Source organism: uncultured Sunxiuqinia sp., assembly GCF_947495665.1.
In the GTDB taxonomy this organism is placed as follows: domain Bacteria; phylum Bacteroidota; class Bacteroidia; order Bacteroidales; family Prolixibacteraceae; genus Sunxiuqinia; species Sunxiuqinia rutila.
This window is the reverse complement of sequence record NZ_CANLZV010000012.1, coordinates 77,619-100,761: the sequence shown is the minus strand read 5'-3', so window position 1 is coordinate 100,761 and position 23,143 is coordinate 77,619. Positions and strand designations below refer to the sequence as shown.

19 protein-coding genes are annotated in these 23,143 nt (G+C 45.7%); 1 reads left to right on the top strand and 18 read right to left on the bottom strand.

What is annotated here, in order from left to right; genetic code table 11:
* Positions 1–126 precede the first annotated feature (126 nt).
* The gene (locus tag Q1A18_RS14300) at positions 127–1,872 is read left to right on the top strand and encodes a S41 family peptidase (RefSeq protein ID WP_299581819.1); all 1,746 of its coding nucleotides are present in this window, start codon (positions 127–129) and stop codon (positions 1,870–1,872) included.
* Between the two features lie 934 nt (positions 1,873–2,806).
* Here Q1A18_RS14300 and Q1A18_RS14295 read toward each other — a convergent pair.
* The 18 genes from Q1A18_RS14295 to Q1A18_RS14210 form a co-directional block, all read right to left on the bottom strand.
* Positions 2,807–4,723: a nucleoside-diphosphate sugar epimerase/dehydratase gene (locus Q1A18_RS14295; protein WP_299581816.1), complete on the bottom strand. Its 1,917-nt coding sequence runs from the start codon at positions 4,721–4,723 to the stop codon at positions 2,807–2,809.
* Positions 4,724–5,257: 534 nt separating this feature from the next.
* Positions 5,258–6,409 carry an aminotransferase class I/II-fold pyridoxal phosphate-dependent enzyme gene (locus tag Q1A18_RS14290; RefSeq protein ID WP_299581813.1) on the bottom strand — a complete coding sequence of 384 codons (1,152 nt, stop codon included), beginning with the start codon at positions 6,407–6,409 and terminating at the stop codon, positions 5,258–5,260.
* 297 nt (positions 6,410–6,706) lie between these two features.
* Positions 6,707–7,000 carry a GIY-YIG nuclease family protein gene (locus Q1A18_RS14285; RefSeq protein WP_299581810.1) on the bottom strand — a complete coding sequence of 98 codons (294 nt, stop codon included), beginning with the start codon at positions 6,998–7,000 and terminating at the stop codon, positions 6,707–6,709.
* Between the two features lie 449 nt (positions 7,001–7,449).
* On the bottom strand, positions 7,450–8,460 hold the full coding sequence (locus tag Q1A18_RS14280) for an ATP-grasp domain-containing protein (RefSeq protein ID WP_299581807.1): 1,011 nt from the start codon (positions 8,458–8,460) through the stop codon (positions 7,450–7,452).
* Positions 8,461–8,473: 13 nt separating this feature from the next.
* Positions 8,474–9,355, bottom strand: a complete 882-nt coding sequence (locus Q1A18_RS14275; protein WP_299581804.1) for a pyridoxal-phosphate dependent enzyme — start codon at positions 9,353–9,355, stop codon at positions 8,474–8,476.
* Positions 9,345–9,884 (bottom strand): GNAT family protein, encoded by a 540-nt coding sequence (locus Q1A18_RS14270; RefSeq protein WP_299581800.1) that lies wholly within the window; start codon positions 9,882–9,884, stop codon positions 9,345–9,347. Before Q1A18_RS14270 ends, Q1A18_RS14275 begins: the two co-directional genes overlap by 11 nt.
* Positions 9,868–10,491, bottom strand: a complete 624-nt coding sequence (locus Q1A18_RS14265; RefSeq protein WP_299581797.1) for a sugar transferase — start codon at positions 10,489–10,491, stop codon at positions 9,868–9,870. The genes Q1A18_RS14270 and Q1A18_RS14265 overlap by 17 nt, the downstream gene beginning before the upstream one ends.
* A gap of 1 nt (position 10,492) precedes the next feature.
* Positions 10,493–11,695, bottom strand: a complete 1,203-nt coding sequence (locus Q1A18_RS14260) for a glycosyltransferase family 4 protein (protein WP_299581794.1) — start codon at positions 11,693–11,695, stop codon at positions 10,493–10,495.
* 21 nt (positions 11,696–11,716) lie between these two features.
* Positions 11,717–12,850: a UDP-N-acetylglucosamine 2-epimerase (non-hydrolyzing) gene (gene wecB / locus Q1A18_RS14255; RefSeq protein ID WP_299581791.1), complete on the bottom strand. Its 1,134-nt coding sequence runs from the start codon at positions 12,848–12,850 to the stop codon at positions 11,717–11,719.
* A 63-nt stretch (positions 12,851–12,913) separates the two neighbouring features.
* Positions 12,914–14,047, bottom strand: coding sequence for an NAD-dependent epimerase/dehydratase family protein (locus Q1A18_RS14250; protein ID WP_299581788.1), 1,134 nt, complete (start codon positions 14,045–14,047; stop codon positions 12,914–12,916).
* A 66-nt stretch (positions 14,048–14,113) separates the two neighbouring features.
* On the bottom strand, positions 14,114–14,488 hold the full coding sequence (locus Q1A18_RS14245; RefSeq protein ID WP_299581785.1) for a four helix bundle protein: 375 nt from the start codon (positions 14,486–14,488) through the stop codon (positions 14,114–14,116).
* A 44-nt stretch (positions 14,489–14,532) separates the two neighbouring features.
* Positions 14,533–15,552 (bottom strand): polysaccharide biosynthesis protein, encoded by a 1,020-nt coding sequence (locus tag Q1A18_RS14240; RefSeq protein WP_299581782.1) that lies wholly within the window; start codon positions 15,550–15,552, stop codon positions 14,533–14,535.
* 11 nt (positions 15,553–15,563) lie between these two features.
* Positions 15,564–16,700: a glycosyltransferase gene (locus tag Q1A18_RS14235; protein WP_299581779.1), complete on the bottom strand. Its 1,137-nt coding sequence runs from the start codon at positions 16,698–16,700 to the stop codon at positions 15,564–15,566.
* Positions 16,697–17,740: a glycosyltransferase gene (locus Q1A18_RS14230; protein ID WP_299581776.1), complete on the bottom strand. Its 1,044-nt coding sequence runs from the start codon at positions 17,738–17,740 to the stop codon at positions 16,697–16,699. Before Q1A18_RS14230 ends, Q1A18_RS14235 begins: the two co-directional genes overlap by 4 nt.
* Positions 17,643–18,920 carry an O-antigen ligase family protein gene (locus tag Q1A18_RS14225; protein WP_299581773.1) on the bottom strand — a complete coding sequence of 426 codons (1,278 nt, stop codon included), beginning with the start codon at positions 18,918–18,920 and terminating at the stop codon, positions 17,643–17,645. The genes Q1A18_RS14230 and Q1A18_RS14225 overlap by 98 nt, the downstream gene beginning before the upstream one ends.
* Positions 18,921–18,938: 18 nt before the next feature.
* Positions 18,939–19,469 carry an acyltransferase gene (locus Q1A18_RS14220; protein WP_299581770.1) on the bottom strand — a complete coding sequence of 177 codons (531 nt, stop codon included), beginning with the start codon at positions 19,467–19,469 and terminating at the stop codon, positions 18,939–18,941.
* Positions 19,469–20,770 carry an oligosaccharide flippase family protein gene (locus tag Q1A18_RS14215; RefSeq protein WP_299581767.1) on the bottom strand — a complete coding sequence of 434 codons (1,302 nt, stop codon included), beginning with the start codon at positions 20,768–20,770 and terminating at the stop codon, positions 19,469–19,471. The genes Q1A18_RS14220 and Q1A18_RS14215 overlap by 1 nt, the downstream gene beginning before the upstream one ends.
* 67 nt (positions 20,771–20,837) lie before the next feature.
* Positions 20,838–22,148 carry a nucleotide sugar dehydrogenase gene (locus Q1A18_RS14210; protein WP_299581764.1) on the bottom strand — a complete coding sequence of 437 codons (1,311 nt, stop codon included), beginning with the start codon at positions 22,146–22,148 and terminating at the stop codon, positions 20,838–20,840.
* Positions 22,149–23,143: the final 995 nt, after the last annotated feature.

Sequence of the window (23,143 nt, the reverse complement as noted above, 5' to 3'; positions counted from 1 at the left end):
CTATCGTCAAAATTCAACTTGAAAGTGTAATGCCAATTAAGATTATTTAACTAATTAGCTGAAAATGACAACCGCTTTTAAACAAAGCTTTATTATTTTTGTCGTCTGCATTAAAAACAGTTCACCATGAAACAAAACAGGAAAACAAAAATAGGATTAACCCTTACCGCCGTCCTTCTCTCTGGACTACTGGTATTCACAAGCTTCAACCGCGATGAAAAGTTATTCCTAATCGACAAGAATCTGGATATTTTTTACACCCTGGTTCGCGAACTCAACCTGTTCTATGTTGACGACATCAACCCGACGGACCTGGTCAAAACCAGCATTGACGACATGCTTGAATCGCTCGATCCGTACACCACTTATATTCCCGAATCAGAAATGGAAGATTTCAAGTTTATGACCACGGGAGAATATGCCGGCATTGGAGCCGTCATAAGCAAGCACGACAAACAGGTTGTTATTGCTGAGCCTTACGAAGGGTTTCCAGCCCAAAAGGCGGGCCTAAAAGCCGGTGACATTCTGCTGGAAGTAGCGGGAAAGGAAACCCAGAACCTGTCGGTTGAAGATGTAAGCAACCTGCTTAAGGGCCCTGCCAATAAAGTGGTTTCAATTAAGATTGAACGCCCGGGACAAAAGAAAAAGCTGGACATTGACATCGTCCGTGAAAAAATACAGATTGATGCGGTTCCCTACTATGGCATGCTCGACGACGAAACAGCCTACATTCGCCTTTCCAACTTCACCCAGAACTGTGCCAATGAAGTCAAAAAAGCCTTTGTAGAACTGAAAGAGCAGCATCAGGCCCAATCACTGATTCTTGATTTGCGCTCCAACCCGGGCGGCCTGCTCATGGAATCAGTTAAAATTGTCAACCTTTTTGTTCCGAAAGGATCGGAAGTGGTCAGCACCAAGGGCAAAGTCAAACAATGGGATAAAGTGTATCATGCTACCGAAAACCCCATCGATACGGTAATGCCTATTGCGGTGCTGGTAAACCGGGGGTCTGCCTCAGCATCTGAGATTGTGTCGGGCGCCCTTCAGGACCTGGACCGCGCGGTAATCATTGGCAACCGCACCTTCGGAAAAGGCTTGGTACAAACCACACGCGACCTGAGCTACAACGCCAAACTGAAAGTTACCACAGCTAAATATTACATTCCCAGCGGGCGGTGCATTCAGGCACTCGACTATTCACATCGCAACGAGGATGGCAGCGTAGGCGTTGTTCCGGACTCGCTGATCAGTGAATTCACCACCAAAAAGGGACGTAAGGTATACGACGGCGGCGGCATTGTTCCGGACATTAAAATTGACCTGGACCGAATCAGCAGCCTATCCATCAACCTTATGCGCGACTTCCTTTTCTTCGACTATGCCACCAAATTTGCCAGCGAACACGAGTCAATCGCCACTCCCGAAGAATTTGAGTTGACCAACGAGATTTTCAACGATTTTAAAGCTTTTGTGAAAGCGCGCAAATTCTCCTACCAATCGGAAACGGAAGAGGCGTTCAACGAGCTGCTAAAAACAGCCAAAGAAGAAAAATACTATGAGATCGCCCAAGCTGAATTTGAACAGCTGAAAATCAAGATTGGCCATGAGCTGGACAAAGACCTGGAGGCCTTTAAGGAGGAGCTGAAAGAAATCCTGACTGATGAAATTGTAACGCGTTATTACTACCAAAAGGGAGCCATCAAATCGGCTATCAAAGAAGACAAAGGCATTGATAAAGCCAAAGAAACCCTAAAGAGCCCGGCAGCGTTCAGCAACATCTTTAGCAAAGGGAAAATCATTTCGATGAATACCAACCCAAGGCCTGTTTATCCTGGAGAATATGCGCTGACCGCGGGAGTCTATGAGGCTTAGCTAACGCTAGGCTTTAGACCTTATATTTTAGACAATAGAAAGTTAGAAGGGAGTAGGGAGAACGTACGAAGTCACAAGCCCACGAACGCACGAGCCGACAACTGAAACTGAAAACAAACAACCGACCATAGAGGATGAGAGGGAGAGAAGATGAGAGAGGAAGAACGCACGAGCGCACGAAGGAACGCAGGCACAATGTCAAATGAAAATGGCGAAAATCGAGCATCCAAGGAATGCCTCCTATTGACAACCAATGACTAATAATGACAAGTTCTCAATTTCAACCACAGAGGGACACAGAGGCTTACACGGAGGAAAGCAAAACGTACGAGCCGGGACAACTGACAACTGAAAACCAAAAACACTCTTCTTAACTGCAAAGGCGCCAAGAGAACGCGAAGAAAGAATACACGAACGCACGAAGGCACGAACTCAAGACCCCTCGAACGTTGTAAAATCCCTCAATCCGACGATCTGAGTATCTGAAAATCTAAACATCTGACAACAGAAAATAGACATTAGATAATAGACACTAGATAGGCAGTAGGCAGAACGCACGAATGCGCTTTGTCTTTTGCTCTCCGAACCATACCCTTTCCCCGCCTGACAAGGAGGGGTGGACCCGGTACTCCGGGGACGGGGTGGTTAAAACCAGCAAGCAGAACGCACGAACTTGAAGCATCCGTCAATCCCTCAATCCGTCAATCTGAGAATCTGAACATCTGACAACAGACATTAGACAATAGACGTTAGACAGGCAGTAGGCAGTAGGCAGAACGTACGAACGCATGAACTTATGTACCTATGCCCTCACGAACTTGAAGCATCCATCAATCCGAAAATCTGAGTATCCGAAAATCTGACAACGGTGTTGCTCTATGCCCATGCGCTCTGCTCTTCGCCCTATGTACTTATGCACTCATATACTTCCCTGCTATTTTTTTATTGCTTTCTCATCGCCATAAACTTCATTTTGAGGGATGAACTCCGGAACCAGCTCACGCATGCGTTTGACCAATTCCCCGCAGGATTCATACTGACAGGCCCGCACAAGCCCACTAATGGCTAAAGCAACCTTGGCAAACTCATGCTGACGAACTTTCGCCGCCATAATTTTGGGATGGTGGGTCGCGATCGTGTTTTCTTCATCGGCCAGCAGCTCTTCATACAATTTCTCGCCCGGCCGCAAGCCCGAGAAGGTGATGTCGATATCCTTTCCAGGCTTCAGCCCGGTCAGCGAAATCATCTTCACTGCCAGGTCATAAATCTTCACCGGCTCACCCATGTCGAACACATAGATCTCGCCTCCACGCCCCATAAAGCCGGCCTCGAGCACCAGCTGACAAGCCTCAGGAATGGTCATGAAGTAGCGGATAATGTCGGGGTGAGTCACTGTTACCGGGCCTCCCGATTCAATCTGCTTGCGAAAGAGCGGCACCACCGAGCCGTTCGAGCCCAGCACATTCCCAAAACGGGTAGTAATAAACTGCGTATCGCACTGCCTCGACTGGGTCAGCGCCTGGATATAGATCTCACAAATCCGTTTCGACGTTCCCATCACATTGGTTGGGTTCACCGCCTTATCGGTCGACACCATCACAAATTTCTTCACCCCAAACTCTACCGACAGGTTGGCCACCAAACGAGTCCCTCCAATATTGACCTGAATGGCCTCGGTTGGATGCTCCTCCATCAGGGGCACATGCTTATAAGCCGATGCATGAAACACATACTGAGGGTGGAAACGCTCAAACACCTGACGCATCCGGCTTGGATTGGTTACACTGGCCACCACCACCTCAAAGGGAACCCCGGGAAACCGATGCTGAAGTTCGTTTTGCAAGTCGTACAAGGCCGACTCTGCCTGGTCAAGCAAGATTACCCGCTCCAGCTCAAAGCCCATCAGTTGGCGAACAATCTCCGAACCGATCGAGCCAGCCGCCCCGGTAACCAGCACCACCTTGCCTTTCAGTCCGGTAGCTACCGTTTGCTGATCGAGCCAGATGGGGTCGCGCCCCAACAGATCCTCAATGCGAACCTCCCGGATCTGTTTCAGGCTCAGCTTCCCGTTAATCCAATCATCCACCGGAGGAACCTCCCTGATGTTCACCTTATACTTCAGGCAACGGTCGAGCACCTCCTTCTTACGCGCTTTGGTAATCTGGCTTCGGTTTATGGCAAAGATGATTTCCTCAACCTCCCCTTTCTTAATCAGCTTTTTAAACGCTTTCTTCTCCGAATAAATCAGCTTACCCCCCAGCAGCTTGCCTTGCAGCGCTTGGTGATCATCGATAAAGCCAACCACCTCCGAGCGTGACAAACGATCACTCTCAAAAATCCGCTGCGCTACCTTCCCCATCTCGCCAGCCCCAAAGATCAACACCTTTTTGAAGTTCTTGCGCGGATGCACATACACTTCATAGAGCGCACGAACCAACATGCGGCCCCCCATCAGCGTAACCGAAATAAGCAAGGCATGAATCAGAATGACTGAATAAGGCAACACCATATTCGGGAAAACCGGAAAATACCGCATGCCTGCTACTACCACAAAGGTTAATACCGTTGCCAAAAGGACCGCCCCGGCCAGGCGCGAAGCATCCTGGATAGACGAGTGGCGGATAACACCCCGATAGGAGCCCGTCCCGATAAAAGCCAGCGCATAGATAGGTAGAATAATCAGCAACTGCTGACCCAAAAGGCCTGATGAATCGATCAGGCTCGAATCAAAATTAAACCGCAGCAGGTAGGCAGGCATCAAGGCCAGCATCGTCATAAACAGGTCAGTAATCAGCACCAGCTTGCGGGGCAAGTTGCGCTTGTGAATTTGTGATCGGATATACGTATTCATCTGTTTAGTTATTAGAAGTTGTGTTTATTGTTTAACCGCTACGCGGTAATTGAGAAACATGTTAATTTCTTGCTACAATACCCAAACCGCTATGCGGTAGGGTCGTTCGTACGTTCTATTGTCGGATGTTCAGATTCTCGGATACTCAGACACTCACTACTCACTTTAACCTTGCCTTCCGTCATTGCGAGGACGTAGGACGAAGCAATCTGTTGTCAGATGCTCGGATGTCAGTCCTATGAAATACGCACTTCGTGCATTTCACAGGATAAATTGTCAGTTTTAGGTCTCGCGACTCACTACTACCTTCAATCCCAAACTCCTTCTAACCTTCCCTTTAACCTTGTCTTCCGTCATTGCGAATGGAGCGTAGCGGAATGAAGCAATCTGTTGGCAGACGTTTAGATTCTCAGATATTCGGATTCTCGGATTGTCAGTCACTCACTACTCACTTTAACCTTGTTCCTTCTCCCTTTAACCTTTATCCTTGTTCCTTCTCCCTTCTCCCTTCTAATCTTCCTTTAACCTTCCCGCTTACACCCCTTGGTGCACGGCACAAAATTCAAGAATGGTCTTCACCACCCGTTCCACATCGGCATCGGTTAATACCGGGCCCGAAGGCAGGCAAAGGCCCAGCTCAAACAGTTGCTCCGATACCCCCCGCTCATAGACGGGAGCTCCGGCAAATACCGGTTGCAGGTGCATGGGTTTCCACAGCGGACGCGATTCAATCTGTTGAGCGTCCAGCACCAGCCGCAAGTCTTCGCGCGAAAAACCCGCTTGCTCCGGATCAATCGTCAGGCAGCTCAGCCAAAAGTTCGAGTCAAAAGCCTCAGAAGGCCGATCCATCACCTGCAAGCCGGGAATACCCGTAAGCCATTGCTGATACTGTTTGTGAATGGCCTGACGCCGGGCAATGTTATCCTTCAAGATAAACATCTGACCACGCCCTACACCCGCACAAATATTGCTCATGCGGTAGTTATAGCCAATTTGCGAATGCTCGTAGTGCGCAGCCTGATCGCGTGCCTGGGTGGCATAAAACTTGGCCTTTTCGGCTTGCGCCTTGGTGCGGCAAATCAGTGCGCCGCCGCCCGAAGTGGTGATCATCTTGTTGCCATTGAATGACAGTACGCCCAGATCACCCAAGGTGCCACAAGCCTGCCCGTTCAAGGTCGAGCCCAAGGCTTCGGCAGCATCTTCCAGCACGGGAATGTTGTAGCGCGAGGCTACTTCCATAATCTCCTCCATCTGCGTTGGCATACCATACAGGTGTACCGGGATAATCGCCTTGGGATACTTGCCCGTCTTAGCCTTCCGATCGCAGATAGCCGCTTCCAACAAGGCCGGATCCATGTTCCAGGTGTCGGCCTCACTATCCACAAACACCGGCTTAGCCCCCAGGTAACTGATGGGGTTGGCCGAAGCGGCAAAGGTAAACGACTGGCAAATAACCTCATCACCCGCTTCCACGCCCAGTAAGAGCAGCCCCAGGTGCAAGGCCGCCGTGCCCGAGCTCAAAGCCACCACCTGCCGGTCTTCCCCTAAGAAGCTTTCCAAATCTTTTTCAAAGCCATCCACATTGGGGCCTAAAGGAACCACCCAATTGGTGTCAAAAGCTTCCTGTACAAATGCTTGTTCGTGACCCCCCATGCGGGCCAATGATAACCAAATTCTTTCTTTCATGTATCTATTGTGTTTTTTTGTTATTCTATTTTGTGATTGCTTGCTTCAACCCGTCATTGCGATCCCGAGCCATCGGGAGAAGCAATCAGTCAGTCATTATAACTCGCCGTCATTGCGAATGAAGCGAAGCGGAATGAAGCAATCTGTAAGCTGTCTTACTCCGTTGTGACAAACACGTCATTGCCACTTGTCAACAGTTTGCTTCGTCGGCTCCGTTGCACTGCGCCTCCTCGCAATGACGAGGGTGTTGTTCGCAACAGATTGCCGCGTCCTCCTTTCGTCGTCCTCGCAATGACGCTACTCAATTGCTCCGGTCAAGTCTTTCCACTCTGGGTTAAAGCGGTTAATCATATCGAGCTTCTTTTGTCTGTTCCCGGCTTTGATTTGCTTTTCTCTTGCAATGGCTTCTTCAATCCGGGTGAAACCTTCGAAATACACCAGTTTGCTTACATTGTATTTACTGGTAAACGCATTTTTATAAAAATCCGTGCGATGCTCATACATGCGTTTCGACAAGTTACTCGTTACGCCGGTGTATAATACCGTATGGTTCTTGTTTGTCATGATGTAGATATAACCACCTCGTTCCATTGGTGTGTTGTTGTTTCGGTTTGTTGTCCGTGTCAGCTTCAACCCGTCATTGCGATCCCGAGCAATCGGGAGAAGCAATCTGTAAGCTCGCAGAGGGATTGCTTCGGTAGCCTTCATTTCATTACGGCTACCTCGCAATGACGGAGGGTGTTGTTCGCAACAGATTGCTTCAGTCGTTTCCGCTGCGCTCCAACTCCTTCGCAATGACGCTATTCGCTTGCTTCAACCCGTCATTGCGAGGACGAAGGACGACGCAATCTGTCTGCTATTATAACTCGCCGTCATCACGAGCGCAGCGAAGTGATCTGTCAGCTTCATGATTGTCCGCCAGCTGGCGGATCGTCCTCGCCATGACGCTACTCAAAAACCTGCTACCCGCGCACCCGTGCCGGATTGCCAACCACGGTGGCGTTATCGGGGACATCGCGGATAACGACCAGCTCAACGGACTATTCAACGGGGATTAAAATATCGCACTTGGCAAATGTCTGATTGTAGCTCTTTCGAAACCATGCTTGTTGCATCGGTTGCCCATTTAGCATCGCATAAATGGCAGCAGGGAAATTAGCACCCGACATTTGAGAAAACGGGTAACCACCTCCAAAGCGAGGGTTCATTTCCAGAAGATAGTACTGGCCGTTGCTTTCGAAAATATCACAATCCAGGTTAGCTACGTGCTTTAAATTTTCACCAATTCGTTTACCAATTGACTCGATTGTTTCATTGGCTCGTAAAACCGCTTTGTCGGTTTCCCCGGCGCGCATAACCAATTTTTCCTTGACGTAAACGGCAAGATGATTGCCCTCCAAATCATTGAAAATATCCAATCCATATTCGGTCCCGTCTATTTTCTCCTGAATGAGTATGGCGTTTGCAGCATCCGTTTTACTAACTTCAGCCAGCATCGAGCGAAATAGCTTTCTTTCCAGCAGGGTGTAAGTGAGTTTTAGCTCTTCCAGGTCCTCGGGAAATTCAATTCCAATGGAAGCGCTTCCCCAGCGTGGTTTAACCACCAAAGGAAACGTGAGTACTCCATCATCAAGAGCAGTCAAGGCGCTTTTTAAATTGAGAAAGGTTTTGGGTGTTTCAACGCCGATCTGCCGGGCGAATTCAACCGTTTTCCATTTATCAAAGCAAATGTCTGTTACCTGGTTATTGCTGACAATAAGCTTTACCCCACGTTTTTTAAATTGAGCTTCGTGTTCAGAAAGTATTGGTAACTCCAAATCATTTAAAGAAATGATTGCACCAATTGTTTCTTGTTGACAAATCTTAATCAATTCGTCGACATAATTGGCAGCATAAACCGGAGGTACGACATATTTTTTGTCCACCAAAGCCATTGCCGGAGCCGACGATTGCATATCGGCACCCACAATCAAACTGCCCTCTGGTTTTACTTGTTGAAAATAGTCGATCAGGTAGTGCCGCCTTCCGGCACAGGTAAATAGTATATTCATGAATTTATATTATTTAACACATTACATTCAATAAACCGCCGGTGTGCCAGAATAAAACGTTTCCGCTCAATTTTTTTCTTTTAATGAGATCGAGCATACCATAGTAGGCTTTCCCCGTATAGGTCGTATCTAAAATAATCCCTGAATCTCTGGCTACAGTCATTGTAAAATCGTTCAATTCTGCCGGATGTAAGCCATAGCCCCCAAATAAATAGTCATCGTAAAACAAGATTTTTGATGCGTCAAACTCCGGATTAATAAAATGAGTGGCCTCCAAAACCGCACCTATTCCCCGCTCTTGGTTCCTGGCCACAGAGATTCCATGTACTTTGGTTTGGTTCCAGCCAATCGCCTCTAGACCCAATAAAATGCCTGCCTGAGTTGACCCCGTTCCTGAGGCCAAAAAAATATGATCGGGTTGCTTGTTCAAACCCAATTCAGCGCTAAATTCTTTTACTGCCTCCACATAGGCTTCAACGCCTGCTTTGTTGTGTCCTCCCCCATACAAATAATAAGGGGAATACCCATCTTGGCTAAGATTTTCCATGGCCAGATCCATCGCCAAGCCAATGTCTTGTGGTTCTACAAACTGAATGGCTGCCCCGCACATACGCATAATCAGAGCATTCCCCTTTTGATTGTAAAACGCTTCTTTATTTCCGTGTAATATTAAGTGGCACTTCCATCCGTGCTGAGCACATGCTAAGGCAACAACCCGGCAATGATTCGATTGAATACCTCCAGTGGTGACAATCGCATTGCAGTTTCTAGATTCAACTTCCTTCAAAACTGATAGCATCTTGCGACCTTTATTTCCTCCACCAAGAAAGGGGTAGAGATCATCACGCACGATTAATAGATCATCCGGCTGATTTTTTATCCAACTATAATTCATATTCCAAAATATCTTTCTTCCATGGCTGGTTTTCCCACTCGCTTCTTAACAGCCCATAAAAGCGACGGTTAAGTAACATCCCATCTTTACATTTGTGCTCGCGTAATATCCCTTCTAACTTAAAGCCAGCTTTCTCATATATACTATAGGCTGCAACATTGTCATCATTAGTATATAGGTAAATCTTGTTCAACTTAATCTCCAGGAAAGCATAATTATACATCCAATTGGCTATTCGTTTTCCCAGCCCCCTGCCATGTAGTAGAGGTGCGATCATAATATAGAATTCGGCATGCTTATGCCCCCGATCAATCTGGGTAAATCCTCCCATCCCTACAATTGCGCCCTGTTCATCCGCAAACGTGAAGTCAACTCGGGTTCGATTATCCTTATCCTTATACCATCTAGCTGTTTTTTCAATCGTTGCAGGTAATTCAAAAAACATCGTTTGATTTACTTTGGGATTATTGATCCACTCAACGCGGTCATTTATATCGGATGAAGCAAAACACCTAGCTTTCAATTTCATACTTTCTGTATTTGTCTAAAGTTGTAAAAAGCTCCCCAGGGATAACGACAATATCTTTCCTACTAAGGACATTCTTCACCGTTTTCAAGATGATATTGATATCCTTCTGAAAGGAAAGACTTTCAACATACTGAGCGTCCAACTCCAGCCTGTCATCCCAGTTAATTGTGTTTCGACCATTCACTTGCGCCCATCCTGTTATTCCTGGTCTTACTGTATGCCGTAGCCTTTCTCGTTCGGTATAATAAGGCAGGTATTGCACCAACAACGGGCGCGGACCAATCAAGCTCATATCGCCTTTCAATACATTGAGCAACTGCGGCAGTTCGTCGAGCGATGTTTTCCGAACCAGCTGCCCCACCCGTGTCAAGCGCTCGGCATCGGGCAACAAGTTACCATCCGCATCGGTTTTATCGTTCATGGTTTTAAACTTCACAATGCGAAACAGTTGGCCTCCTTTACCGGGCCGTGTTTGAAAGAAAAACGGTTGACCCCCATTGGCCAAAGCCAATAACAGGGTTAGCACCAGCAACACTGGCGATAATACCAGCAAAGCCGTCAGGCTCAGCAGAAAATCCAATAAGGGTTTAAAAAAGTCTTTGTACATGTCACTTAAAATGATTCATAATGATTTGATACGATTTGTCGACGGTATAATTCTCTAAAAGAAACTGATAGCCATTATTTCCCATACGACGGATTAATCCCTTATCTGTAGCCAGTTGTTCCAACTGACTATTAAATTGTTCCAATTCGCCTGACACACTCCAAAACCCATAATTGTTATCCGCTGCCATTTTTCCAATATCGGTATTGTGATCGGTAGCTGCCAAAACCGGCATTTTATTTTCAAGATATGAAAGCAGTCGCGAAGGGTAATTGGGAATGGTAAAACGAGGGTCGAGAAAGATCATCCCCACATCGCAGGCCCCAACCAGCAGGTCGTATTCCTTTTTAGGCAGCCCCTTCAGTAACAGCGCATTTCCCGGATTATTATCCTTAAACCATTTCTGCATTTTAGGAAATTCAGTCCCGGAACCAATAATGATAAAAAAACGATCATTCTTCTGTTGGTTCGATTTTATAACCTGAAGTAGAAAATCGAGTCCTTGCGGTTTCCCCAGGTTCCCCCCATAAATAAATAGGGTCGACTCCCCTGGAATACCAAATTTTTCACAAATAGCCTGGCGGTCTCTTTCTTTCTCCGCCGAGTGAACCAGTTCCAAACTGTTGGGACACACTTCTACTTTGGCTGCTGGGATTTCCGGATGATGCTTCAATAAAAACGCAACATTAGCAGGAGACATGCATCCAATAAAATCGGACAGCCGGTAGAGCTCTTTTTCCTTTCGTTGGAAAAATCGATGAATAAGCCCACCGGCCTTCATCATACTCAAATCGACAGCATTCTGAGGGAAAATATCTTTGAGTAGCAGATAGCTTTTGGCCTGATCCCGATTTTGAATATACCGGATCACTTTTCCAAAGGTGATCGGCGGTGTGGAATACATAACCAGATCCATTTTTTCCGGAAGATATTTTTGAATCGCCTTCTGATACTGCCTTTCAATCAGCAATGTGCCCAGCCCTTTTTCCAGTACATTGGTCTTCTGTATATTTAGTGTCTTTACGCGCAGTATTTGGAGGCCTTCCTCAACATGCAGGCTTGATTTTTCCTGAAACCGACGTTCCACCGGAGAAACAATAAAAACAGCGTGTCCCTGCTTCCGAAAATACCGCATTAAATCCGTGTAAATTCCCCGATCCTCCAAACTCTGAATACGGCTTAGCGTGAGAAAAAGAATATTCATTTGGCTACTTCATTCAGTCAATTATTCACTCCAGACCACCCGCTTAATGTAATCGGTATAACTCAGGATGATCCGCACCACTTTATCCGAAACATTGGGCATACTATAGTCGGCTACAGGCCGGAAGTTACGTGTTTCTCCAGTTTGCTGAAGCTCAAGTTGCACCAATCCTTGCATGACCCGTTCCGGATTTAAGCCTACCATCATCACCGATGCTTCTTCCATCGCTTCAGGGCGCTCATGAGCCTCCCGAATATTTAAGGCTCGAAAATTCAAGATCGAAGATTCTTCCGAGATGGTACCACTATCAGACAACACTGCTTTTGCGTTGACCTGAAGCGCCAGGTAATCGCTTAAACCTAATGGCTTAAGCAGCTGAACCAGGGGATTAAACTGAACCGATTTGGCTTCAATCATCTTACGGGTTCGGGGATGGCAGGAAACAATAATCGGACAATTAAACCGCTCTGCAATTTGATTCAGAATAGTAACCAGATTGAAAAAGTTCTTTTCCGAGGAGATATTCTCTTCCCGATGCGCCGAAACCACAAAATAGTGCCCTTTAGTAAGTTTCAATGTCTTTAAAATACCGGACTGCTCCACCTTCGGCAAATACTGGTTAAGCACTTCAAACATCGGACTTCCGGTTTTAATCACCCGATCGGGGCTTAAGCCTTCGGCGAGCAAGTATTCCCGAGCAATGGAACTATAGGTCAGGTTAATATCAGAGATGTGATCAACAATCTTTCGATTGGTTTCTTCCGGTACCCGCTGATCGAAACAACGATTTCCTGCTTCCATGTGGAAAATAGGAATGTGACGTTTTTTCGCTGCGATGGCGCACAAACAGGAGTTGGTATCGCCTAAAACCAGGAAAGCATCCGGATTGACCTGCTCCAACACCGGATCAATATTGATCAGAATTTGACCAGCTGTTGCTGTCGCGTTCTTGCCGGCAGCATTCAGAAAGTGGTCTGGCTTGCGAAGCCCCAGGTCTTCAAAAAAGATTTCATTCAATTCGTAATCGTAATTCTGCCCCGTGTGCACCAGGATGTGCTCCACCGCTTCGGAAGCATCCAGCTTTTTCAACACACAGGCCAACCTGATAATCTCGGGGCGGGTACCCACGACGGTCAGCACTTTTAACTTCTTCATGTTGCTATAATTTAAGGGCACCGCATGAAACGGACTTGCCTGCAGTGCCATTCTATTCAATCATTAAACTTTTTCGAAATAGGTATCCCCATCGGTTGGATCGTACCATTCATTAATCCAGAACTGGGTATAAAGTTCATCATCTCCTATGTTTGTGATGTTGTGGGTGTACCAGATGGGCATATCCACATAGGCCGGTTCACTCCCATCCAGTTCAAAATTCAACACCTCATCGGTTCCAATTTTACGCAATTGAATCTGTGCTCTTCCTTTTATCACCGTAAAGCGTTCAATTTTGCGCGTGTGGTAATGATTGCCCCGGGTAATGCCCGGAACGGTTGTTGAAAAAGACACCTGACCACCTACCCCCAGTTTGATGGTCTCAACAAACACCCCTCGCGGATCGGCATGTTGAACCAATTTAACCGGGAAATGGCTGGCTTGATCCAGGTAGCACCGAAAGGTATTAAACAGATTAATGTCGTTGCTATTCTTAAGCTCTGGGATAAACCCTTGGTCGGCGTACAAGGTCTTGAATCTACTCAACAAGTTTAGAATGGATGAAACATTACTTTCCAGATCATAGGGTACTTCATCGCGTTCCACAACCGGTGAGGCTAAGCCCCGGACACTTCTGATTTTCGCCAACAGATGCTGACATAAATTCCCCACATAAATCAGTCGAACGGCACTGTCCTGCTGCACCTCGGGTGTTTCGCCATGCGTTAACTGATGGCAAAAAGTAGCTATAAACGAGTTGTAAAAAGGCTGACCGAACGGTCCAAAAACATTGGGAACCACCATGCCCGTAAATGACGCCTTGTTGGCTTTAACCCATTGCTCCAACAACTGACGGCCTTCGCGCTTCGACTGTCCGTATTCATTATCACGTTCTTCCTGGGTAGACGAGGAAAACAAAACATGAGGGCTGACTTGCTCTGCTTCCATTGCCGCAATCAACTGTTTCACCAGGCGGAGGTTTGTATTATAAATCACCTGCGGATCCGAATGACGATTCATGGCCGCCAGATGAACCACCACATCACACTGCCCTACGAAGGTGCGCAGTTGATCTGGCTGTTCGAAAAATGCATCTTCAAAAGGTATGCGTTCAAACTCATCGGGGTATAAGCCCAAGGTATGGTAGAGATGGGTGCCAACAAAGCCGGCCTGCCCGGTAATTCCTATTTTTAGCATGATATTTTGTTTTATTCCATTATTTAATTGGTTGGGGGAATGGGTGATTGGGAGAATGGGTGAGATTTAAATGGTCCATTTATTGGCAGAATGGATCATATTAACCAACATCCCTAACACATGCTCGTAATCCTGATTAAATTTTTCACAACATTCGGGACTGATGTTACCACAATTACGCGCGAAATCCAACCAGGTTTGTGTTTCGGCAGCTTCGCCTTCCGCATCAGATAACTTGGCAACAAAAGCTCTCTCGTACCGACGTTTCCGAAACGCTTCTGCAATATTGGCTGCAACCGACCGGGAGGATCTGCGGATCTGATCTGTCAGTGAATATCTTTCTTCGGCAGGGAAATTTCGGGTGAGTTTATAAATATCCATCGCCAACCGATAAGCCAACTGGTAAACATCCAACTCCTTGTGTGATAAAATCCGCTTCATAACAATCACTATTTATTCATTTTCACTCCCCATCTCCCCATCTCCTACACTTCCATTGCCAAATCCTCCCGGATCATATCCAATTTAAGCAGTAGTTTTTTCATGCCTTCCACATCCAGGCGTTGGGTGTTATGCGAATGGTAGTCCTCCATCTTGGAGATCTTCTCTTCTCCTTCCACAAAGTATTTGTCGTAATTCAGATCACGCACATCAGCCGGAATCCGGAAGTAATTGCCCATGTCTTCATGCTTAGCCATCTCTTCGCGCGTGACCAGGGTCTCATAAAGCTTTTCGCCATGCCGGGTACCAATCACACGTACGGCCGTTTGGGTTTCATACAGGTCAATGAGGGCTTTGGCCAACACCTCCAGCGTTGCTGCTGGCGCTTTCTGAACAAACAGATCGCCATTCTCGCCATTTAGAAAAGCATAGACCACCAAATCAACAGCGTCATCCAAAGTCATCATAAACCGGGTCATGTTGGGGTCGGTAACCGTCAAATCCTTTCCCGCTTTCAACTGGTCTACCCATAAGGGAATAACAGATCCGCGGCTGGCCATAACATTCCCATAGCGTGTACAGCAAATGGTGGTGGGCGACTGGTCGCCCAAGGCACGCCCTTTGGCGGTGGACACTTTTTCCATCATAGCCTTACTAATGCCCATGGCGTTAATCGGATACGCCGCTTTATCGGTACTCAGCACCACCACATTTTTCACCCCATGCTGGACCGCCGAATCCAACACATTCTCGGTGCCAAACACATTGGTGCGCACAGCCTGCATCGGGAAAAACTCGCAAGAGGGAACTTGTTTTAGTGCGGCAGCATGAAACACATAGTCAACCCCCAGCATGGCCGTATCAACACTGCGCTTATCGCGCACATCGCCAATATAAAATTTGACTTTGGGGTTGTTTAAGCGATGACGCATATCATCTTGCTTCTTCTCATCGCGCGAGAAAATCCGGATTTCTTTAATCTCGGTATCCAGAAACCGATTCAGCACAGCATTCCCAAACGAACCCGTACCTCCGGTGATTAGGAGTGTTTTGTTCTTAAACATGGAGCAATATTTTATAGAATTTCTACAAATTCTGGTTTCTCTTTTTCTTTCAGGACCCACGCATACAAATCAATCATTTTTGCTGAAACGGCCTGTATACTATAGTTTTTTTCAATCAAACGGCTTCCATTTAAACCCATGCGTTGCCTTTCTTTATCGCCTAAAAGCATGGCCTCCGTTAACGTTTTGGTCAGCGGCTCGGCACCAATATCAATCCACCATCCTGCTTGGCCGGTGTTCAGTTCTTCCCAGGGGGTGCCTTTGGTGGTAATCACAGGAACTCCACATGCTAAGGCCTCAGCTACAACGACTCCGAAATTTTCACTATAAGTTGGTAGAACAAATAGATCAGCCCGGTGATAAGCCGCTAGCTTAGCTGCACCATATTGAGGTCCTGTAATGTGAATTTGCTTTGATAACCCACTCTCCTCGATCTGTTTTTGCAATGAAGCTACATAAGCTTCATCTCCATTACCTGCAATTTCTAATTGCCATTGGCTTCGGTAGCTCGGTTCAAGCATTTGCCAAGCTTTCACTAAAAAGGATAAGCCCTTTTGAGAATGTACCCGTGATAAAAATAAGACGGTTCTTTTATCACTCGTTCTTTTAAATGTTGAAACTGGAAATTCTTGTAAATCGACCCCATTGGGAATAATAGCTATTGGATTTTTCAGCTTGAGATTTCTAAAATAGGCGGCTTCGATTTTAGAGGTAGCCTGAATACAGTCGGCTGCTTGTAAGTCCTTCTGCTGATAAAGAACCATTGCCAGTCTTTTTTTCCACTTCTTCACATTTAAAGCCCATGGATGCAATGTTCCCCGTGGAGAAATAATATATGGAAGATTATTCTTTCGTGCTGACTGAGCCATCTGATGCAGGGGAATGCTCCAAAGACTATGACTATGAAACAATTCAATCGAATCTTTAATCAGAACTTCATGTAATGCCTGCTTAAATGATTGCTTGTTTACAAATTGAAGCTGCAAATTTGGATGAGGACTATGCTTCAAATACGGATGATCGGTAGCCTTTGCCAAAACGGTGACGTCATGTCCTTGCTCAGCCTGCTTTACCGCCAAATCACACACACTCTTGGGAGGTCCTCCCGCTGACAAATCCAGCGTAGATATCGTATGAAGTATTTTCATGATGCTGATTCATTTTGTAACACACTGAACAATTGTGCTGCACCCCGCTCCGGGCTAATACTTTCAGCCAACTTCTCACTATTCCGGCCAAACTGAACGAGCTGCTCAGTATCCATCTGAATCACCTGCTCCAGAGCATGCTTTATACTACCTACCTTCGGTTGCACCTGAAATCCATTGTAGCCGCTAACAACAAAGTGAGGAACCGCCCCACAAACATCAGTAGCGATAATGGGCAAACCCGCAGCCGCAGCTTCATGGATCACCAAGGCCCAAGGTTCAAATACCGATGGCAACACAAAACAACCTGCCTTTTCCATTTCCTTTATCAATTCCTTCTGACTCATAAAATGTTTAACGATAACCCCCTGGCAATCGGTGAACTGCTTTTTCAATACCCCATCACCAACCAAAGTTAATGTCCAGCCGTTCTTGTTGGAAATTTGCTGCCAGGCTTCTAACAATAAGTCAAGCCCCTTTACAGGAACAAACCGACCTATGAACAAAAAATTCTTAGGATAATTGGTTTGTTTTTGCTCCACCGAAACCTGCCGAAACAATCTAACATCACAACTAAGTGAGTTATAGACAATTTGGCTCTTAGCAAAACCTAATTTTCGTGCATACTCGTATTGGTAGAGACCGGCTACCCATAGATGTGAAAAAGCCTTTTTCACATGCCAGGGACTCAACATACAATTAATTCTTTGCCGCCATGTGCCGCGCCATTGTGTGTCGGAATACGATACTACCGGGATCTTTAACCTAGACCGAATCTCTTTTGCAACCCACACATAATCCTTAACAGCCCAACCAGCAACAACCAATCCCTCAGGATTAATTGCCAGAATCTTGGACAATAATTCAGCCCGTGAGAAATTTCTTAGCTCATAGGTGTAGAGTTGATCAATCCCTTGAGGTATAGTATGCGGATCTTTAAAATTAAAGGCGTGTATCTCTGTTCCCGGGATCTTGAGAACCGAACGTATCGATACCAGTTGATGTGGCATGTAGTTGATAACCAAAAAGACGAATTTCATGAAGTAAGTATTTTTTAAAGTTCCAGGAACTCAAATTAATTTCAAGGACTCCCATCAATAACCAAAAATAAAAGAATAAACCCGAACCCGCCGATAACACATAGCCTTCGGCCAACATATGAATAGTAAAGAAAAGCAATAATGCACCAAGTAATGCGGAGGTTTTCTTATCCGTTTTATCCTTGTAAACAAATATCAGATAGCCAGATAGAAGTAGAATCAACGGAATAAAACCGAATAAACCTGTCATAGATAATACCGCCAACCAAGATGATCCCGGCTCAACTCCTCCTGATTCTGTATCAAACTTAGTGTTAATCGCTGTATTAACTGAAGCAAAGCCCACTCCAACCAGAGGAGAGTTTCTGAACTCGATGACTCTCGTTTCCCATAGCGAGCTCCGAGCAGTCAATAATCCTCCTTGCTCTTCCGCATAGGCCATTTTACCCATGATTCGTTCTGTGTATCCTTCCCAGGCCGGAAAACTGAAAATAGCTAATGTCAAAATAAGGATTAGGGTTTGCGCCAATCGGCTTAATTGGCCTTGATTCACTTTATAAAAATAAAACAATCCTCCTGCAATACCTGCAACCAAAGCAGCACGCGAACCAGCAGCTAAGCAGGCTAAAAACGACATTGCCGCCATGCCCCAATACAGCCACCGTCTTTGAATAATCTTAGCTCGATGAGCCCAATTTATAGAGACTAACATAGCGATAGCAGCCATCGGGCTCAGCATCATCGAATGATTAAACAGGCCCGCATAACCTCCGCGGCCTACCATCGCCGGCAAGCCAACAGCAATCCCCAAAAAGGAAAGCACCACCATGCCAACAATCAAAACATTCAGGATTTGAAACAATTTTAAGCGAAATGGGCGTAGTAAGGTATTAGTAACGAGTGGTCCCACTAATCCCATCACCAATATAAAAGCGATCAATCGCTCGTATGGGCGAAAGAAAGCTGGTATTTCATTGAATAGAATGCTGGCAAAAGCAGCAATAACCAACCAAACTGTCAAAGAATTTAGTCGGAGCTTTTTCCCGGAAACCAGCAATCCAATGAAAACAGCAATAAGAATTGCATAATAGGCGTTGCCCAGATTGAATTCCAATAAGGAAATCTGAATGATTATTGCGATGGCAGGAACAATGCCTAATATTCTTTTGACCAGTTTCAAAATTTTAAAAATTGAAGATTAAATCGATTCCCATATTTCTTTTTCTTTATTCCATTCCTTAATAGGTTCTGCAGGAATACCTGCTGCAATTGTGTAAGATGGAATATCATTACTAACTAGACTACCTGCAGCAATTACAACTTTTTTACCAATTTTAACACCAGGTAAAATAGAACTATTGGCACCTATCCAAGTACCATCACCAATTTCAATATTTTTGCTAACCCCCTTACCTGCTATGTGTTTGGACTCAGGTTCAATTTCATGACTGCCAGTTCCAATATACACCCTAGGTGCAATGTCAACGCAGCTTCCAATATTAACTTTAGATGGATTACTGCAAATAATCATTGCTTCGTGTCCAATAAAAGTATCTTCACCAATTGTTAATTCTCCATTTCCATAGATTCTTATGTTGGAGTAAATTCTTGCAGTACTGCTTATATTTATGCCACATTTATTTAGTAAAACATTTTTCAATCTGAAACATCGAGAGACTGGAAGAATTTTCAGAAAAAACGATAAGAAATAAAGAGAAATTGGATTCATTAATTTTGTTTTGATTTTAATTTATAATTATAAATAACAGACATAATTACTAGAAAGAATACTCCAGCGGTTAAGTGACTAAATACAAGCAATATTGCTCCATTGTATGAAGTGTTGTATTTAAGAAGAAAATATATAATTGTGATAACGCCTAAATCTCTAAACAACCTGATTATAAACATCATCCAATTTTCACCTTTCGACATAAATGCTTGAGCGTATACGTTGCTTAAGCTTGAAAATATGGTAGAAAAAACCGCAATACTTATAACTTCTTTCAACCCATTAAATGTTTCTCCATAAAAACTGGCTATAAAGTCGGAAAATAGAAAGACAATTAGAAAGGGAATAAATGTCATAACAAAATTAAACAACAGTGTAATCTTCATTACGCGGCTATGCCTGTGTTCATTATTATTTGCTTCTGCCAAATGAGACAGAATTACATTACGTAAGATCCCCGGTATAAATAGGATGATGGCATTCCATTGCATGGCAGCACTATATAACCCCAGTTCACCGTAAGTAGAAAGCTTGATTAAAATTAGGCTTGTGAGCCAAGAAGTCAAAGAATAGAATGCTTCTTGCAAAGCCACCGGAAAGGAAAAGTTTAGGATTTCTCTAAGCAAGGGCTTTTCCATATCAACCGTATTTTCTTGAGTTGGCAGGTTGCGGTTCACCAAGCGGTAATTTAACCACCAATTCAAAATTTGGGTGAGCAGCAGTGCTGCCAATGCTCCGTTTAATTGCCAAAAGTAGGTGAGCGCCAAACTTAACACAAAGGTTGTAATCCCTACAATGGTATTCACGCGGGCCATCCCTTTAAAATCACCAAAGCCAGCCAGCACGCCTATTTGAGTCGTTGTCACCGCGTTAAAAACAATCCACACGGCCACCAATCGCAAAGGATTGGATAAATGGGATGCTTCCAACACCGTGTCGGCGACATAGGCTGCACCAAAAAATAAACCAACCGCCATAGTACCACTGACTAGCAGGGTAATATTTCGAGCATACCGGAGTATTGCTCTTAAAAACTCAGGATGGCTATTTTTATACTCAGCTACATATTTAGTGGCGGTATAGCCCAATCCAAAGGTGGAGAAAATAGCAATCGACATCAGGGTATTTCGAATGATACCATATTCTCCAAAAGTATCCTTTCCTAAGAAGCGAGCCACAATAATCCCCGCTGCAAGGGCTAAACCTTTGGCAATGATATTTCCAAATAGAGCCCAAAAGGAATCCGTAACCAAGCGGCTATTCAGAGCTCTGGTTTTAAGTTCAAGTATATTAATCATTAATGTTGAGAAGAATATTACAATGGGTGAACATTGGTAATTTGCGAGGCATTAACCAATTCTAGTTTTATAATTTATATACCTTACCCCCAGCCTGTTCCACCATATTTCGCATATCCACAATCAATTTTGCATGCTGCTGAATGAAGGCCACATCGAAAGCACTGTGGTTGGTGGTGAGAACTACGCAGTCGGCTTGGGCTAAATGATCAGCCGTGAGGGAAATGGAATCCAGTGACGCACCATGGTGCATCTGTACCGAAGGTATATGGGGGTCGTGGTACTCTACCTGTCCTCCTTTGTGGGCAACGGTTTCCATGATTTCCAAAGCCGGCGATTCGCGCGCATCGTCAATATCGGGTTTATAGGCCACGCCCAGGAAGAGGATGCGGCTTCCGTTCACCGCTTTTTGGTGGCGGTTCAGGGCCGTGGCAATTTTAATGTACATGTAGTGGGGCATCCGCATGTTAATGTGTCCTGCGGTATGAATCATGCTTAAATCGAACTGGTATTGCTTGGCAATGTGCTCGAGGTAAAAGGGGTCGAGCGGAATGCAGTGCCCGCCAATGCCGGGGCCGGGATAAAAAGCCTGAAAGCCAAAGGGCTTGGTCTTGGCAGCTTCAATCACTTCCCAAATGTTGATATCCATTTTGCCTGCCAGCAGCGCCAGCTCATTTATCAGGCTGATATTCACCAGCCGGTAGGTGTTTTCCAGAATCTTCACCATCTCGGCTACGCGTGGCGAGCTTACGGGGTGTATGTGGTCGATGGCCTTGGTGTAGATGGCCTGCCCAATTTCGAGTCCATCGGGCGTCATGGCTCCCAACACCTTGGGCGTATTGCGCGTGTGAAAGCTTTTGTTACCCGGATCCACCCGCTCGGGCGAGTAGGCCAGCCAAAAATCTTCGCCATGCTTCAAGCCGCTTTCACGCTCAATAATGGGCAGCATCAGATCTTCGGTGGTGGTTGGGTAGGTTGTACTTTCCAAACTGATGAAGGTAGCGGGTTTCATGTGTTGCCCAATCTCGGTGCAGGCACTTTCAATATAACTCATATCGGGCTTCTTGAACCGGTCGAGCGGTGTGGGCACACAAATGAGCAAAGCATCGCATTCGTTGATCCGGCTAAAGTCAGTCGTGGCGCAAAGGCTCACGTTTTCCACCACCTCGCGCAACACCGCATCACGAATGTCTTTGATGTAATTATCGCCCCGGTTAATTTGGTCCACCTTATCGGGGTTCTTGTCAAAGCCAATGACTTTAATGCCTGCTTCGGCAAAATTAACGGCCAGCGGCAAGCCCACATAGCCCAGGCCAATCACTCCGATCACCTCGTTGTTGGCGGCTACCTTCTCTAATAGTTGTTTGGTGTAATTCATTGTTGTTGTTTGGTCTTTGGTATTGTTGTAGTGCCCGTTTTTCAAGTCAGTGGCGCAAAACTACTTATTTTCTTCTCTTTGGGGGTATTTGTTGAGAGTTATCGGTTTTCAGTTATCAGTTGTCAGTTTTCCGACTCGCTACTCCTTTAAGCTTGCTGTCCCCGTTATTGCGAGCGTAGCAAAGCTAGCTGTAGGCTTTCTATTCTGACAGATTGCCGCGTCTCTCCCTCTGGTCGTTCCTCGCAATGACGGATTTTTACAACGTTCATGCCTTCGTGTGTTCATGCGTTCGGCCTTCGTGCCTTCGTGTCTTCGTGCCTACGTGCGTTCGTGGGTTCTGCTTGCTGGTTTTAACCACCCCGTCCCCGGAGTACCGGGTCCACCCCTCCTTGTCAGGCGGGGAAAGGGCATGGTTCGGAGAGCAAAAGACAAAGCGCCTTCGTGCCTTCTCCCTTCTCCCTTCTCCCTTCTCTCTTCTGCCTTTCTATTGTCTATTGTCTGTTATCTAATGTCTATCGTCTCCTTGGTTCTTCCTACCGATTGCTTCGTCCTCGCCATGACGCGTTGCGCTTGCCTTCTCCCTACTCCCTTCTGCCTTTCTTCCTTTAACCTTGTTTCCTTCCAACCTTCTATCCTTCTAATCTTCCAATCTTCCCAGGCTTGGCAGCGGGTCTCACATATGCGGCAGGGTTAGTTTCTTTCTGGGCAGTGCTACTCGCTAATTGGGCAGCGGTTTTAAGGGTTACGGCAGTCTATTTTTCTAATGCGGCAGCCTTTGTTTCTGCTACGGCATTAAAATTTACCAGCCGGGCGGTTTGTTTTACCCTTACGGCAGTTGGTTTCTTGCTTTTCTTGTTTGTTTTGTTGGTTGAGTACGCTTATTGGGTGTAAAAACAAGCCCGTTCAGTGAAAAAGACAGGGAATTAGCTTGCTGTCCGGGCTTGTCTTAGCTTAATCGTGTTTAACGCTTGCCCCGGATTTCCTCAGCCCGATGC

Excerpts from the sequence above, each read along its gene's own strand:
- Q1A18_RS14300 (WP_299581819.1), top strand. The coding sequence starts at position 127 with ATGAAACAAAACAGGAAAACAAAAATAGGATTAACCCTTACCGCCGTC.
- Q1A18_RS14295 (WP_299581816.1), bottom strand. The coding sequence starts at position 4,723 with ATGAATACGTATATCCGATCACAAATTCACAAGCGCAACTTGCCCCGC.
- Q1A18_RS14290 (WP_299581813.1), bottom strand. The coding sequence starts at position 6,409 with ATGAAAGAAAGAATTTGGTTATCATTGGCCCGCATGGGGGGTCACGAA.
- Q1A18_RS14285 (WP_299581810.1), bottom strand. The coding sequence starts at position 7,000 with ATGGAACGAGGTGGTTATATCTACATCATGACAAACAAGAACCATACG.
- Q1A18_RS14280 (WP_299581807.1), bottom strand. The coding sequence starts at position 8,460 with ATGAATATACTATTTACCTGTGCCGGAAGGCGGCACTACCTGATCGAC.
- Q1A18_RS14275 (WP_299581804.1), bottom strand. The coding sequence starts at position 9,355 with ATGAATTATAGTTGGATAAAAAATCAGCCGGATGATCTATTAATCGTG.
- Q1A18_RS14270 (WP_299581800.1), bottom strand. The coding sequence starts at position 9,884 with ATGAAATTGAAAGCTAGGTGTTTTGCTTCATCCGATATAAATGACCGC.
- Q1A18_RS14265 (WP_299581797.1), bottom strand. The coding sequence starts at position 10,491 with ATGTACAAAGACTTTTTTAAACCCTTATTGGATTTTCTGCTGAGCCTG.
- Q1A18_RS14260 (WP_299581794.1), bottom strand. The coding sequence starts at position 11,695 with ATGAATATTCTTTTTCTCACGCTAAGCCGTATTCAGAGTTTGGAGGAT.
- wecB (WP_299581791.1), bottom strand. The coding sequence starts at position 12,850 with ATGAAGAAGTTAAAAGTGCTGACCGTCGTGGGTACCCGCCCCGAGATT.
- Q1A18_RS14250 (WP_299581788.1), bottom strand. The coding sequence starts at position 14,047 with ATGCTAAAAATAGGAATTACCGGGCAGGCCGGCTTTGTTGGCACCCAT.
- Q1A18_RS14245 (WP_299581785.1), bottom strand. The coding sequence starts at position 14,488 with ATGAAGCGGATTTTATCACACAAGGAGTTGGATGTTTACCAGTTGGCT.
- Q1A18_RS14240 (WP_299581782.1), bottom strand. The coding sequence starts at position 15,552 with ATGTTTAAGAACAAAACACTCCTAATCACCGGAGGTACGGGTTCGTTT.
- Q1A18_RS14235 (WP_299581779.1), bottom strand. The coding sequence starts at position 16,700 with ATGAAAATACTTCATACGATATCTACGCTGGATTTGTCAGCGGGAGGA.
- Q1A18_RS14230 (WP_299581776.1), bottom strand. The coding sequence starts at position 17,740 with ATGAAATTCGTCTTTTTGGTTATCAACTACATGCCACATCAACTGGTA.
- Q1A18_RS14220 (WP_299581770.1), bottom strand. The coding sequence starts at position 19,469 with ATGAATCCAATTTCTCTTTATTTCTTATCGTTTTTTCTGAAAATTCTT.
- Q1A18_RS14215 (WP_299581767.1), bottom strand. The coding sequence starts at position 20,770 with ATGATTAATATACTTGAACTTAAAACCAGAGCTCTGAATAGCCGCTTG.
- Q1A18_RS14210 (WP_299581764.1), bottom strand. The coding sequence starts at position 22,148 with ATGAATTACACCAAACAACTATTAGAGAAGGTAGCCGCCAACAACGAG.